We start from the raw sequence: 14,668 nt of genomic DNA, 5'->3' as shown, positions 1-14,668 counted from the left end.
GAGACTCGCACCTCAAAATGGCTTAATTCGTTTTTTAGATGCTAAACCAGAAATTACTCGTTACATCTTGTGTAATGTCGCTTACACAGCCAATGCTTCCGAAAAAAGGATTGGTTTAGTTTCGTTCATTATCAATGAAATAACCGGAGTAACACCAGTAGAAATTGGTGATGCTTTGTTTTGGGAGTCTGACCTAATGACTGTGGAGCATCAAGAGACACCATTGGCGATGCCAATTGAAGAATTGTTGAGCTTAATTGAACATCAAAGTGCAATATTAATTGGTAAATCTCTAGATAATTGGCAAGCTAAATTAACAAGAGCTAGAGCTAGGGATGAAGAAAGACTCACTTGTTATTACAACACGATTAGCGACTCGATCCGCAACAAGATTGAGTTAAAAAAATTGATTGGTGATGAACAAGACAAAGAATTAGCACGAATTGAAGCTACTAATAGAGAGTTAGAGAGAAAATTGTTAGATATCCAAGAGCGTTATGCAATGAGTGTAGAAGCTTGGTTGCACAGTGCAATGATTATCCATCTACCTACGGTACATATTCAGTGTGAGTTGCAACGAAAGAAAGTAAAACGGACTGTAACAGCAGTTTGGAATCCGTTCACTAAAATTCTTGAGCCGCTTCGCTGCGAATTATCAGGAGAGCCTGTTTACAATTTCTATTTAGATGACAAGTCAGCTAAAATTATCTCACCGACAGTTTGGAGCAAGTAATTTTTGACTACATCTTGTTATATTAAGCACGTAGACAGCAGAAGGCTAAATAATCTTGAGAAGCAATCAATCAAAGCAGAAAGTCAAATCATTATTATGGCTAAAGCGACTTTTACTTTGGGCTGTTTGGCTTAGTGCTTTGATAGTTTTGATAATTACCTTGTTTTTTTCCGACCCAATTGCTAACTGGCTTTCAAATTTGGGTTTTATCAAGATACTTGATGCTCTTAGTAAACTGGGTGTGCTGATAGGTGTAACGGTTTTCCTACTTGAACTCCCAAAACGAGAAGAAAGGATTCAAGCTGAAAGAAAAAGGTCACATTTTGAGTACTGGAAAGCAATCGATGCGGCTGCGGCTTCTGGTACAGTTACTAGCTATGCTAGAAAAATTGCTCTGGAAGAATTAGCCAGTGACGGTGTTTCTCTGCGAAATATAGATGCTCCAAATGCTGATTTAAAACGTGTTGACTTAACTGGAGCAGATTTGCTAGGGGCTAATCTCACAGGGGCTGATTTTACAGGAGCAACACTTGATGAAGCTAATCTTAGTAAAGCTGACCTTTATAGAGCTAGACTTTATGGTGCTTCTCTTCTAAAAGCTAAATTGGAAAGTACCGACCTCAGAGAAGTTTTATACGATGAAGACACCAAGTTTCCAATAGGTTTCAACGCGGTGGCAGCAGGAGCATACTTGATTGCTCCTCATGTTTCTCTTCAACAAGTAAAACTGTCAAAAGCAATTCTTTGGGGTGTTAATCTTCAGTCAGCTAATCTTGAAGAATCTGATTTTACAGAGGCTAGTTTTCGCGGAGCAATCCTTAAAAATGCCAACTTTAAAAGAGCAAATTTGAACGGAGCAAAGTTTGGAGATGCTAACCTTGAAGGAGCAAAACTTAATAACGCCAATATACAAGGAGCTAATTTTTGGAACGTTAAAGGTTTAACTGTAGAACAAGTTAAATCTGCCCAAAATTGGGAAACAGCAGAGTACAGTAAGATTTTCTGTGAACAGCTAGGTTTATCTCCTCGGTTAATGCCATGACAACCAATTTACCTATGAAATTGTCACACTTGCCCAACAGTTTACCATTAGATGGTGCTGTCCGCATCGAGCTAGTAGAAGGAGTGCCAATATTTCGAGCTTCCAGCTTAGTACAGGGGCGAATTGAAGCCTTATTAATTAAGCAAAAAGAATCTACACTGACTTCAGAGGAAGAAAAAGAATTAGATGAATATGAAGAATTAGACGATTATCTGAGTTTGGTGAATCGGATGCTCAGAAATTCATCGCTAACTCAAAACCAAAGTGAATTATAGGGAATCAGAGATTTGTCTGTGAATCGTTACATTAGCGAATCTACTCAAAATCAAGTACGACAACGAGCCAAGTTTCTGTGCGAATATTGTCACGCATCGGAACAATGGCAATATGTTTCCTTCACTGTAGACCATGTAATTCCTCTTACCAAAGGTGGTGCTAATTCAATTGATAATTTAGCTTTGGCGTGTTTTCATTGTAATCGCCAAAAATCCGATAAACTTAAAGCCTTTGATGAACAGTCGTTATCAGAAGTACCCTTATTTAATCCTCGCACTGATAGTTGGCAAGAACACTTTATCTGGTCAACAGATACACTCTCCATTATCGGCTTGACACCTACAGGACGCGCCACAGTCGCAGCATTAGCATTCAACCGAGCCAGAATAATTAATATTCGCGCTGCTGATAGAGAAATTGGGCGGCATCCACCACCAGATGACCCAATTCAAAATTGAAAATTTAAAATGGCTTATCGCCTGAGTGTGCAACCAATTCAAAGCTGAAAATTTAAAACGTGATCCAGCAAAACGCAGTTATGAAACCAGGGAATTTGTCCAGCAGCCTGCTGGACAAATTGATCGTCAGGATAGGCTGACGCGAAAGCCCGCATATAAAGCAGGTTTGAACGGGAAAAGCCCTTTATCTCCGGGAACTCCTGGCAAACACAGGTGCATCCTTCAACGCTTCAGAGCGCAGTGCCATTAACTCCACCCATAGCGACTGGAGGACGTGAACTCGGCGAGTGCGCCCACCCAAACATAAACATTAATCTGCCCACCGCAACCCATTTACTGCTTAATAAATTTCCAAGTTCCGCTACCACTATCTCTATCTGCGCCAGCAGCCGTTGAGACACACAACAAATTTTCATTACAACTTCTGCCTCTGGTATCTAAGTAACCTCCTTGACCATTACCATAACCATTCACAAGTTGAACAGGCTGACCTTCACGTAAGTCATCTGAAGATTTGTTTTTAGAAATTATTTTCCAGGTTCCGCTACCACTATCTCTGTTGGGGTTGTTGGCTGTAGAGACACACAGCAGATTCTCAGAACAGTTTCTTCCCCGCGTGTCTAAGTAACCACCAGCACCTTGCTCATATTGATTTTGCAGGTAAACGTCATCGAGCGACTCAACAACTCCTGTTTTGCCAGTTTTTGATAGAATCTTCCAAGACCCACTACCGTTATCTCTGTTGGGGTTGTTGGCTGTAGAAACACACAGCAGATTGTCAGAACAGTTTCTTCCCCGCGTGTCTAAATAACCTCCTTGCCAATTGTCGTAACCATTAACGAGCTTGTATGTTTGTCCATACCTGAGTTTTTGGTTTGCTGAATGTGCCTGACTCGAATTAACATTGGTAACACTGAATAGACCTGTAGTTAACAATAAGACAGCACCCATTGTTGCTTTGACAAGAGTAGATTTTTTCATAATAAATTGCTCCTTGTTTTCACTAATAATTGTTTCAAGATTTTCTGAAAGGTCTGCTTGTTTTGGCTTTGACCTATCCGTTTTTCTTGAACACTTTCACTCTATTAGTAAAATTTCTAGGAGTCGATGAGGATAAGTTATGGAAAGTTAAGGAGTTGATTTTTGCATTTGGCTAGACTGTACCAATTGCAAGTATTGCTTTATGTAATAATTTAATTTTGGTAACTAATAATGTTTCTGATTTTGAGGCGATGGCGCAGAGCGCCCAGCATAGCTGATCGCCCAGGAGCCTAAATGCTGTACCAGCCTACAGAAGTAAGAAACTTAGTAATAATTTCTTGGCAAGGGTTGTCAGGAGCTAAGGAATAGTAAGATTTTTGAGAGCCAATGTTGTGCAACCTTCTTGCTCAGTAATGGCAGTTACTATCTTCAAGTATTTTTAGTTCGTCTAGCTAAGTTGGCAACCATAAATACCAATTGGGTAAGCTTAACGGGTTTAGGAATGTGCGTTTGAAAACCTGCTCTGCAACACTCTTGGATATCAATACTACTGGTATACCCTGTCATTGCTGCTGCTGGAATTTGTCCCCCAGCCTCAGCACTAAGAGAGCGCACTCGCCGGATCAAGCTATAGCCATCTTGGTTCGACATCCCAATGTCAGACAATAGCACATCATACATCTCTGGTTGGCTTGTGAGTACTGAGAATGCTTCATCAGCAGATGCGACAGCCGTTACTTCAGCCCCGTGATTTTGTAGCATTATCTTCGTTAACTCACGTATAAAGGCATCGTCATCTACAACAAGTACATGCAAACCTTCCAGGGAAGGAATGTTATCAACGGAGCTTTCCGCGTCGCCGGAAATATCTATCACCTCTGGATCACAAGAACTGAAATCCTCCTCAATATCGGCGTTCAGTGGTAGCCTAACGATAATAATTGTCCCTAAGCTTACACCTGGACTTTCCGCCTGAACCGTGCCGCCATGAAGTTCCACTAGATAACGGACAAGGGACAGCCCTATGCCCAGTCCTTGATTAGCACGAGTTTTGCTACTGTCAGCCTGGCGAAACCGCTCAAAGACATAAGGGAGAAAGTCATTAGGTATGCCAATACCTGTGTCACTAACTCGAATCTGGGCTTGGGAATTAACTTGCTTTAGTGTGACAACCACACTTCCCCCAGAAGGAGTAAATTTGATGGCATTAGAAAGCAAATTCCAGATTACCTGCTGCAATCGCCCCCCATCCCCCAGTACTTGTCCAATTAGGGGTTGCAGGTGGCATTCAATTTGAATATTTTTCGCTTCTGCCGATAATCTGACTATCTCAAGGGCTGCCTCAATTATAGACGGCAGATCAATTGGACAAATATTCAGACGGAGTTTGCCAGTCGTAATGCGGGAGATATCTAGAAGATCCTCAATCAATTGGACTTGCGCTTTAGCACTACGCCCAATCATGTCAATTCCATGATTTATTTGAGCGGTATCAAAGTTTTTTGTCTGGAGTAAATCAGACCATCCCAGAATATTGTGGAGGGGGTTGCGAAGTTCGTGGGATAGAGTAGATAAAAACTCATCCTTAATTCGGTTAGATGCCTCTGCTTCCAAGCGGGCTGACTGCTCTTTAGCCAATAGTTGGGCGCGTTCTTCCTCAAACAACTTCTGCTGTGTAATGTCATGAAATGCCAAGAGAATCATCTGCTGATTTCCTGGCTGTAGAATTTTATAACCATTGAGCAATATAGTCTTTTGCCCAATTTTTTCAAAGTTCCAGCAAAGCTCAAAACCTTCAACTTGAGTGTTATGAGTGAGAATTTCTTCCAGGATCGATCGCAGTTGGGGAATGTTCCACTGACCGTTTCCTAGCTCAAAAATTAGTTGCTGTTCTGTCTGGGTGGGCGTTACGTGAAACGTTTGATAAAAAGCCCGATTGCTTTTGGTAACTCGTAAGTCAGAATTGAGAACTAATAAAGGCTCTGGCACAGTTGCCACCACAGTTTCGGCATAATCAAGGGCTGCTTGCAACTGGTTTGTACTGCGTTTGAGGGCATCAATATCCATCAACACCATCACCACGCCATCAATTTGATTTTCTGTAGTTCGGTAAGGTCGAATCCGCAGATTGTACCAACGCCCTTCTAGGTTTTGCGTCTCCAGTTCTTTGACAGTTAAGGTGTCAATCACCTCTATGAGCAATGAATCTAAATTAGGAACGTTAATAGTGGAGCGGATATCGCTTAGTGGTCGTCCCACATCTGTAGGAATCAGATTGAGTAAACGCTGTGCTGTTGGGGTGAAACGGCGAATCCGTAAATCGTTGGTTAGTATGAGAATGGGAATATTGACACTACTGAGTAAATTTAACAGGTCATTATTGAGGTTGTGTAATTCAAAATTGCGACTTTGCAATTCTTGATTAGTTGTATGTAGTTCTTCGTTGGTTGCTTGTACCTCTTCTTTGGCTGTTTGCAACTCTTCATTAGTGCTTTGTAGTTCCTCATTGCTGGAGAGGATTTCTTCATTTGCCACTTTCAGGTGTTGAGTAGTGGTTTCATACTCCTGACTAATCAATTGCAAATACTCTTGAGTAGCAGTAAGCTCTTGCTTGGTGGTTGCCAATTCTTGTTGAAGTCGGAGTATTTCCTCTGTATCTGCTGGTTCTACATTTCCAGGTTTGATGCTCAGTTTTTGATTTGTTAGGGTAGGTACATCTTCAAACAAAACAAGAAAGCAGCGACTTTCCACTGAATCAGGCTGAAACGGAATCACCTCAACGTTAACTTTCCTAGACGGTTCGCTCCCTTCGATCTGTATCTGTTCCTTTCTCACAGAAACATTCTGCCTTTTTGCCTGAAGAATCGTAGTACGCAACTCTTCCAGCAGTCCTTTTCGTGCCATTTTGAACAAATTAAAACTGGGATCTCCAGGGGCGGGTCTTAGATAGGGACTGCTTTCCCCGCGAAATTGGAGAATGTCCATATTGTCGTTAATCATCACGCCAACCGGGACATAACGATTCAAAAGAATCTGGTCAGCCTGTTTATTTAATTCAGCAATATCCCAAGTCTTATGACTCATGGACTTATTAGCAGCTATTTTCGCTACAGGATAGTTGCTGGTTGCAAAGTTAAAGTAAATTGGAGTCGATATTAATTTTTTGGTATAAATATTGTTTTTTCTGTCTACTAAAGTAAATAAGTTGGAAAATTCTCCTGCACTTTCGGCAATACCTAACATCAAAAATCCAGTGGGCTTGAGGCTGTAATGAAAAACTGGCATCACCTGCTTTTGCAAAACAGATTCAAAGTAAATCAGCACATTACGACAACTAATAAGATCCAAATTAGAAAATGGCGGTTCGCTGATGAGGTTTTGTTTAGCAAAAACACACAGTTCCCGAATCGGCTTGCTGATTTGATAGCCGCTCTCTACTTGATTAAAGAAGCGTCTTAGCCGTTCTGGTGAGACATCAACTACTTGGCTTGGTTTGTAGATACCTAAGCGGGCTTTTTCAATTGCTGTCTCATTAATGTCTGTAGCAAAAATTTGAATAGTCGGTTTGGGAAGCACATTCTCCAAAAATTCCATTAAAGAAATGGCAATTGAATAAACCTCCTCTCCCGTTGCACAGCCTGATATCCAGAGGCGAATTGGTTCATTAACTGACTTCCCCTTAGATATTACCGGAAATACTTTTTCCTTTAAAGCTTGATAAGCTTCTGGATCACGGAAAAAACTGGTGACACTGATTAAGATTTCGTAGTACAGTGCTTGCACTTCATCTGGATGATTTTGCAGATACTGCACATAATCTTCTAGACTTTCAAAGTTATACAGCACCATCCGCCGAGCAATTCGTCGCTTTAAAGTCGTTTGCTTATAATGCGTAAAGTCAACACCAGTGGATGTTAAAACTATTGCAAAGATTGTTGGCAAAGCAGTCTCACTTTTAGAAAGTGGCTCAACTGTTTGTGAATAAATCGGACGGGTAACGTTGGGATGACGTGCAATAAGAGCTAGTTCCTCAGCAATTTTTTGTGGTGGTAAGATGAAGTCCACATCACCAGTAGCAATAGCAGTATTCGGCATACTATTGAATTGTGCCGATGCTTCACACTGAGCAAAGGTAATACCGCCAGCCGCCTTGATTGCTTCTGATCCCTTTGCGCCGTCATCATCACTCCCAGATAGGACAACACTGATGGCTTTACTTCCTATTTCTGCCGCCAACGAAGCAAAAAAAGCATCAGCAGGCATATATTTCCCATGAATTTTCTCACGGGGCATGAGTTGCAATACCCCTTGAGCCAGCGTCATCTTCGTGTTTGGCGGAATGATATGTACCTGGTTCGGTTCCACAAACATCCCATTCTGCACTTCACGGACGGGCATCTGTGTTGTTTTCGCCAAAATCTCAGTCAGCAGGCTCTTCTGATTTGGATCTAAGTGCTGAATTAGCACAAATCCCATCCCAGTATCGATGGGTAAGTGATTAAGTAGCTGCGTGAATGCTTCTAACCCTCCCGCAGAAGCCGCAATTCCGACTATAGGAAATAATTCATTGCTTTGATCTTGCTGTTTCTGTGTCAATGTTTCAACATCAATAGAAACCGATGGTGATGACTCAGAAGATGGGTTAGAGTTCATTGTATTAACGAATACAATGCTAGAAAATTTAAATTTATATTCTAGCGTATTCGATAGTTTTACCGCTAGTCTAGCAGAGTTTTACTCCTAACTTACATCCGCAATGGTTTTAGCTCTATTAACTTTAAGGCTATAACCCATCCACTCAGTGCCTCTTAACCCATGAATTGCTACAATTTATTCAGTGTCTGTTTCCATCTCTACATGGCATAACATATCACCTAATTAAATAATGGTATTGAGGTAAATAATGCCACTCTTTCAACACCAGATGCTGATGAAAATAACGGTTCCATCTAGATCATTGACATACTGTTGATTGTTGCTTTAGTAAAGGCTGAGATAAACAAGATTATTTATCTTTACTCTGTTTTTGCAAGTTCATTTTATACAAATTTCTTTTTTTGTTATATGACTTTAAATCCAATTGTTCAACATTGCGGACTTTTATGATGAATCCCATTTTGAGTGATGTTGTAGAGTGACGAATTCTTTGACCCTTGTTCAAAAATCCAAAGCAGAGATCGCGTTCTGCTTCTGCTTCTCAGTCACCCCCAAATATCGCTCCAAAGCCGCCAGCGTCCGATGCCCCGATATCTCCTGAATATGACGCAATGGTATCCCGGCATCGCTCATCCTGGTTAACGCAGTCCTCCGAAAGCTGTGGGTACTAACGCCTTCAATGCCCAGCCGCACACAGGTATCTCTGAGGATTTTGTCAGCGCTGACCTTGTGAATATGTAACAACCCATGCCGACCGGGAAACAAAAACTCTTTGCGGCGATTGGGGTTGTACTCTTCTAAATACTGCCTGAGCTTCGGATGCACTTGGATTTCCCTCGTGTCTCGCTTCCCTTTGGTATTAACGCTACGTAACACCAACACCCCTCTGACACCATTACTGCCAAACACATCTTTCACTGCTAACGTGCAGGCTTCGTTGATTCGGCAAGCAGCATAAAGGCACACGCCAAATAAAGCGCGATCGCGTGGGTTGACAAAGCCCTCGGTAAATAGGACATTGATTTGATCGGGTGTGAGGATTTCTGCTCTGCCGAACCGGTTTATTTTCATAGGTTCTAGCCTACATTGTCTAAGTGTAATAAAACAATGTAAGTCACCAAAAAGCTGATTACTTCGTGAGCGATCGCACCCGATTAACCCAGACTTATCAATCAGCACGAAAGCACGAACGCTACAACCCTTATTATTCCGTTGGGTGATAAAACTTGCTTATGATTGCAGCAAGTTTACTCAAAACAGGTATGATCTAGCCACCCTTGCTCGCCGGCTTCACACCCTGTACTATGAACTCATCTAGGGTCAAATTAAACAATAAACAGCATGGATGCCACCCCTAAAGCCCAGGTCATCGCTAACGAGAAAAATCTTCTCTCAGCGATGAAAACCAATAACGTGGAACTTTTGGATCAACTGCTTCACGATGAGCTTCTGTTTAACGGGCCTAGTGGCGAAACGGCAACCAAAGCGATGGATCTGGAAAATTACCGTTCGGGAAACATCAACCTGCATACACTTGAATCAAGTGATCTAATGCTAAACATGGTCGGAGACGACATTGTTGTTGCCGTCACGGTAGAGATACTAGGAAACTATTTAGGGCAAGAAATTGATGGCAAATTCCGCTATCTCAGGGTTTGGAAGCTATTTGAAAACAACTGGAAAGTGATTGCAGGAAGTGTGGTTACGTTAAACACCGACAACTGAAGAAGAAGAGAGCTTTGACTCAATACCTAGATGAGATTTTATTCACTCACTACCGTTGCTGTACCCTTTGGTACGGTGTCAACAATTGCCAAAATTTTAGGAATCAGCACTTGTATATCTGCTAATCGATTTGATGGCACTTGCAACACCAAAACAGCTAAATCTAGAACTGTCAAATTTTGCTGAAACGGCATATTCCGATCCACCGTAATAAAAACGTCAAACTCAATTTCGGCTAAACGCAAGAGTTCTCCATCTTTGATGCCAGCCCAACCCATCTGCGGCACCGTTTTTACGGTATGAAAAGACAATTGCCTTGCCAGTCTTCGGTCAATACACTCGTCAATCAAAATATTCACACTATGCAACCAGCTTCACAATCTGCGCTTGTGCGGCTTCCAGAAAAGCAATCACCTGTTCTCGCTTCACTGTGGGAAATCCGTCTAGAAAATCATCAATGGACTCTCCCGCCTTCAAATAATCCAGCAGGGTTTGCACAGGCACTCGCGTTCCTGCGAAGACTGGCGTACCACTCATCACATCTGGCGATGCGGTAATGATTGCTGACTGACTCATTATCCCCCTTCTAAAAGCATTGCTAGGCTATCTCATTCTAATAACTGCGCTGTCTGTTGTGGTAGTGACAGCGATCGCTCTCCCTCGATGCGCCAGCAATTGCTACCACCAACCACGATTGAGATAACACCCGCTAGTTGTCTGGGTTTAGGCGAGAGTAACTTACTTTGGTAAGGGACTTCTAAGTTAGCCGCCAAATTCTGATGGTCTTATCCCAACTACCACTGGCAAGGGAGTTGTCATCTGGACTAAAAGCGACACAAGAAACAGCGTTGGAATGCCCTGTAAGAGTGCAGATTTCCTGTCCGGTCGCCACATTCCATAGTTTGATAGTTTTATCCTCACTACCACTGGCAAGAGTCTTGCTATTTGAGCTAAAGGTGACAGCACGAATAATACCGGATGGTCTAAAGTCAATATAGCCATTTTTGCCGAAATCACGATATTCGCTGGAATGTCCTTTCAGAGTGTGGATAAGCTCTCCTGTTCGCACATTCCACAATAGGACAGTGCAGTCAAAAGTCCCAACGGCAAGAGTCTCCCCACTAGGGCTAAAGGTGAGAGTTTCAACCCTGGTGGAATGCACTAGGACATCCATAGGCACTCCTGTTGCCACATTCCACAGTAGAACAGTGCCATCAAAACCACCAGTGGCAAGAGTCTCCCCACTAGGGCTAAAGGCAAGGGATAAAATTCTGTCATTATGACACTCTTCAAAGGTGCATATTTCTTCTTCTGTAAATAGATTCAAAAGTTTAATAGTGATGCCAAAACAAATGGCAAGAGTCTGTCCATCTGGGCTAATTGTTAAGGGATCACTATCATCATATTGTTTGGCGAAAGTGTGGATTTGCTCTCCCGTTGCCACATTCCATAGTTTGATGGTGTTTTCACTATAACTGACAAGGGTGTTGCCATCTGGACTAAAAGCGAAATTTCTAGTGCCGAAATCCCTTAGAGTGCGAATTTTCTTTCCCGTTGCCAGATTCCATAATTTGAGCGTTGTATCATAACTACAACTGGTAAGAGTGTTACCATCTGGACTAAAGATAACACTTTGAACCGGGCTGAAATGCTTTAGGATACGGATTTGTTTTCCTGCTAGTAAAGTCCAAAGTTTTCCTAATGCTGTTTGCAGAAAAAGTGCTTTTAGCTTTACCAGTAGCTTTGTTGGCGATGCTAGCAGTGGAGTTGTAACTACAGGCGTAGCTGGGGGTACTGAAGGTGGTGGGGGTTGTAATTGAGTAAATAAATGCTGCTCTTGAGCTTCTAGCTCAACCAACTTTTTTTCTTGTTGGTCTATACATACTTGCATTTGCTCCACCGCTTTCTTGACGGAGACTGGAGTTTTTTCCCAGTCTTGATCTGAAATCTCTTGTAGGTAAGCGCGGTAATGTTCATCCATACTATTTAAGTTACCGTTTTTACAGAATTTTTTTACCCCACCTGAACGGTTACTTAAATTCCTTAGTTGATTATACTATTAAGTTGCAACAGTTCTTCTATTAGCTAGCTCAAACTAATCCAACAAACACAGATGCAGTTCCAGAAGCAATTCATCAAGAAATCAAACGCAATCCAACGCTAAAAGCTAGATTAATATCTGCACTAAAAGCTGGTGGAATGGAAGCATTAAAGGCAATTTTTAATCATCCACTTTTCAGCATTCCGGCTGAGACAGTTAAAGGATGGCTGGAAGCAGAATAGGTCACGTTTTGGATGCGCTAATAAAACCCTCGCTGATGAGCCGAGGGCGTTCTGTCTTGTGTCTTATTTCTGTCTAGAGATATGTCTGCCTCTGTCCCTTGCTGCGTAAGGATTCTGTCTAATCCTGTCCGTTCTGTCCGTCTGTCCAATTTTCAGTAATTTCGATAGTATTGGCATTAAGCCAGACGGCCAGACTCGCCTCTACCAGTTCGTTAAACAATCGCTTTAATTCCTCTGAACTGAACCGTTGACCTTTTACCTTAAAGTTGGGCTGTATCTCCTGTATAACTACCGATGTTCTGACGGTACGTTGGAGGAATTGCAGCAACGATTGGGCTAGTTAGGGATATAGAGATTTTGTACAAAAATAAACCCCACCAATCCCCGACTTAATCCTTCCGTCTCCTCACCAATAGATCATTCATTCATAATCAAGTTATAGTCAATATAACCAAGCATCGCCCCTCTTTTTATCGCCTCATAACGGTTTTTTACGTGCCATTTACTGTACAAATCGCTAGCATAATGTTTGACTGTACTAACAGAGAGAAACATTTCTCTGGCAATCTGTTCAAAAACTAACCCCTGCGCCAGTAATCGCAGGACTTGTATTTGTCGCTCGGTGGGAGAGTCAAGCAAGTTTTTCTCAACGAAGTTGGGGTCGATATATCTGTTGTGATAAAGGTTTTCTAATAATTTTTTAGCCAGCTTCGGATCAAGTAGACATTCATTAAAGTAAGCTCTCTTAATGGCTAGTTCAATTAATTCTATATCAGCACTTTTTAGCATATAAGAATCAGCCCCATGACGGAAAGCTGAGTTAATAAAATCTTCATGAGTCTGATTAGTAAATATCACTACTTTACTATTAGTTTTCCTTTTGATTGAGCGAGTCAGTTCTAAACCACTCATGTCGGGTAAGAGTAAATCAACTAACACAACATCAGGGTTCATCTGTTCAACTAACTGAAACCCTAGCTTTCCACTGGTGGCATCACCAGTTACTTCTATATCAGGAGATTTTTCAATAGCACCTTTGATGCCCAAGAGCGTGAATGTTTCTGGTTCAACAATTACTATTTTCAGCATGATTTTGATAATCCTCTAATAATAAATGGCTGTTTATTGGCGGACTTATTATTGATGCTTCTGCCGTGGGTGTCCGTGCTGCCGTAGCAGTGCCGTAGGCTATAACCTATACAGGATATGGATTGCCGTGATTGTGCCGTATGCCGTGGACACCGAGAAAAGCCCGTAAAACATCCCTTATTATGACCACGGCATCACGGCAGTCCTTTCACCAATCAGGTAGGGAGTAGCTATCAGGAGCGTCAGAATTTACCTTCTCTGTCTTAACTAATTCAGCTAATCCATCAACTAATTCTGACTCTGAATAGCCGGATAACCTATCTGCTTTCTTCAAATCGCGTAATGTTTTTGGTGTTTTAGTCTTGACATTTTGGAAGTATTCATAAATCTTTTTTGCTACCTCAGATAATGGTTTCGGCTGGTGATGGTGAGCAGCAGTTAGATTAAATTCCAGGTCAAATACTCTATCTAAATATTCCTGCTCCGAAGCAATTGAATTGACTTGATTAGATAATTTAGGCATCAATGCCACAACAAAACCCCCAACGGAAGCAATCATAACTGGACGCAAGTTTTTATAAGAGACTGCTTTAATATCCAAGTATTTAGATTTAATTTGCTCCCGTTCTTGCTTACCTGGAATAATGTCACCTCTATTTAAAATCAGTTCCAGCACCCCATAAGATTCTTGTTCCCTTCCATTCTTGATATACCTGTTACCTAACAACAATAAATTGAGACACATTCTCGTTTGAGCATCCATCTTTTCAATGCCCAATGCCGCCAAATTAAAAGACTGTAGGGAGGCAATAAACTTAGTATTAAACTCTCGACCAATCAGCAGAACATCAAGCAATTTACTCCCATAATTCCAGTCAGAGTAATGCTTACTTAATTGATCAGCAATCACTAACCAGTCATCCAGAATTAGAATCAATGGTGGTAAGGATTCGCGCTTTGATTCTAGTAGTTGCTTACGCTGTTTGTACGAGGTGTAAAAGTTATCAATTACCTCTTTCGCTAGGTCTGGGTTTTCCCCGTCGAAGACAATTACTCTTTCTTTCTCTCGTAAACCGCAGAAACTATCATTCTTAGCACTAATCACCCAAATATCGGCACTTGGACAATCTGCAAGGATTTTCTCAATCAAATAATTGAGGGTGACAGATTTACCACTCCCTGGTGCAGCAACCAAAGCAGTGGAACTATCTGCTCTGGCTAGGGCTTGCAAAGTATTTAGGGCAAGACCTTCTGATGGGTGAAGGTAATCACCTGTTGGGGTTGCTCCCGGTGCGATCGCCGGCTGTTCTCCCCCAGTAACCTTGTCGTTCGGGTCAATCGTCCCCTGTAGAGTCTGACTCCCTTGCAGATAAGGGGTTTTCATCTCACGCAACTGCTTAATGTAATCTGCCTTCTGTTGCTCCG

The 14,668-nt window shown here is 41.8% G+C and carries 14 protein-coding genes and 2 pseudogenes; 5 read left to right on the top strand and 11 right to left on the bottom strand.

The genetic code is table 11. The annotated features are described in order from the left end of the window. The 4 genes from VB732_RS32270 to VB732_RS32255 all read left to right on the top strand — a co-directional run. Positions 1 to 733 (top strand): hypothetical protein (locus VB732_RS32270; protein ID WP_323234914.1); only part of this gene is annotated, 733 nt, incomplete at its 5' end. A gap of 55 nt (positions 734 to 788) precedes the next feature. Beyond that, on the top strand, positions 789 to 1,775 hold the full coding sequence (locus VB732_RS32265; RefSeq protein ID WP_323234913.1) for a pentapeptide repeat-containing protein: 987 nt from the start codon (positions 789 to 791) through the stop codon (positions 1,773 to 1,775). Further along, on the top strand, positions 1,772 to 2,050 hold the full coding sequence (locus VB732_RS32260; RefSeq protein ID WP_292713587.1) for a hypothetical protein: 279 nt from the start codon (positions 1,772 to 1,774) through the stop codon (positions 2,048 to 2,050). Before VB732_RS32265 ends, VB732_RS32260 begins: the two co-directional genes overlap by 4 nt. A gap of 12 nt (positions 2,051 to 2,062) precedes the next feature. Next, positions 2,063 to 2,509 carry an HNH endonuclease gene (locus tag VB732_RS32255; RefSeq protein ID WP_323234912.1) on the top strand — a complete coding sequence of 149 codons (447 nt, stop codon included), beginning with the start codon at positions 2,063 to 2,065 and terminating at the stop codon, positions 2,507 to 2,509. A gap of 38 nt (positions 2,510 to 2,547) precedes the next feature. Here VB732_RS32255 and VB732_RS32250 read toward each other — a convergent pair. The 4 genes and pseudogenes from VB732_RS32250 to VB732_RS32230 form a co-directional block, all read right to left on the bottom strand. After that, positions 2,548 to 2,700: pseudogene (locus tag VB732_RS32250) on the bottom strand (DUF1016 N-terminal domain-containing protein); the annotation flags it as partial. A 142-nt stretch (positions 2,701 to 2,842) separates the two neighbouring features. Then, positions 2,843 to 3,490, bottom strand: coding sequence for a hypothetical protein (locus VB732_RS32245; RefSeq protein ID WP_323234911.1), 648 nt, complete (start codon positions 3,488 to 3,490; stop codon positions 2,843 to 2,845). Positions 3,491 to 3,919: 429 nt separating this feature from the next. Then, a complete protein-coding gene (locus tag VB732_RS32240) occupies positions 3,920 to 8,143 on the bottom strand; it encodes a chemotaxis protein CheB (protein WP_323234910.1) in 4,224 nt (1,407 codons plus the stop codon). 504 nt (positions 8,144 to 8,647) lie between these two features. After that, positions 8,648 to 9,217 (bottom strand): tyrosine-type recombinase/integrase, encoded by a 570-nt coding sequence (locus VB732_RS32230; RefSeq protein ID WP_179076190.1) that lies wholly within the window; start codon positions 9,215 to 9,217, stop codon positions 8,648 to 8,650. Positions 9,218 to 9,487: 270 nt separating this feature from the next. On the opposite strand from VB732_RS32230, the gene VB732_RS32225 reads away from it, so the two are divergent. Next, positions 9,488 to 9,871 (top strand): nuclear transport factor 2 family protein, encoded by a 384-nt coding sequence (locus tag VB732_RS32225; RefSeq protein ID WP_323234909.1) that lies wholly within the window; start codon positions 9,488 to 9,490, stop codon positions 9,869 to 9,871. A 38-nt stretch (positions 9,872 to 9,909) separates the two neighbouring features. Here VB732_RS32225 and VB732_RS32220 read toward each other — a convergent pair whose 3' ends face one another. The 7 genes and pseudogenes from VB732_RS32220 to VB732_RS32190 all read right to left on the bottom strand — a co-directional run. Beyond that, complete coding sequence (locus VB732_RS32220; RefSeq protein ID WP_323234908.1) at positions 9,910 to 10,230, bottom strand: DUF5615 family PIN-like protein; 321 nt, start codon at positions 10,228 to 10,230, stop codon at positions 9,910 to 9,912. A gap of 1 nt (position 10,231) precedes the next feature. Next, the gene (locus VB732_RS32215; protein WP_073643621.1) at positions 10,232 to 10,450 is read right to left on the bottom strand and encodes a DUF433 domain-containing protein; all 219 of its coding nucleotides are present in this window, start codon (positions 10,448 to 10,450) and stop codon (positions 10,232 to 10,234) included. A 29-nt stretch (positions 10,451 to 10,479) separates the two neighbouring features. After that, positions 10,480 to 10,644: a hypothetical protein gene (locus VB732_RS32210; protein ID WP_323234907.1), complete on the bottom strand. Its 165-nt coding sequence runs from the start codon at positions 10,642 to 10,644 to the stop codon at positions 10,480 to 10,482. Continuing rightward, positions 10,629 to 11,852, bottom strand: a complete 1,224-nt coding sequence (locus tag VB732_RS32205) for a WD40 repeat domain-containing protein (RefSeq protein WP_323234906.1) — start codon at positions 11,850 to 11,852, stop codon at positions 10,629 to 10,631. Before VB732_RS32205 ends, VB732_RS32210 begins: the two co-directional genes overlap by 16 nt. 420 nt (positions 11,853 to 12,272) lie before the next feature. Continuing rightward, a complete protein-coding gene (locus VB732_RS32200) occupies positions 12,273 to 12,482 on the bottom strand; it encodes a hypothetical protein (protein WP_323234905.1) in 210 nt (69 codons plus the stop codon). An 89-nt stretch (positions 12,483 to 12,571) separates the two neighbouring features. Beyond that, on the bottom strand, positions 12,572 to 13,243 hold the full coding sequence (locus VB732_RS32195; protein ID WP_323234904.1) for a response regulator transcription factor: 672 nt from the start codon (positions 13,241 to 13,243) through the stop codon (positions 12,572 to 12,574). A 208-nt stretch (positions 13,244 to 13,451) separates the two neighbouring features. Further along, positions 13,452 to 14,668 (bottom strand): annotated as a pseudogene (locus VB732_RS32190) (hypothetical protein); the annotation flags it as partial.

It is taken from the genome of Nostoc sp. UHCC 0252 (assembly GCF_034931145.1).
In the GTDB taxonomy this organism is placed as follows: Bacteria; Cyanobacteriota; Cyanobacteriia; order Cyanobacteriales; family Nostocaceae; genus Nostoc.
This window is presented reverse-complemented; position numbering and strand designations above follow the sequence as displayed.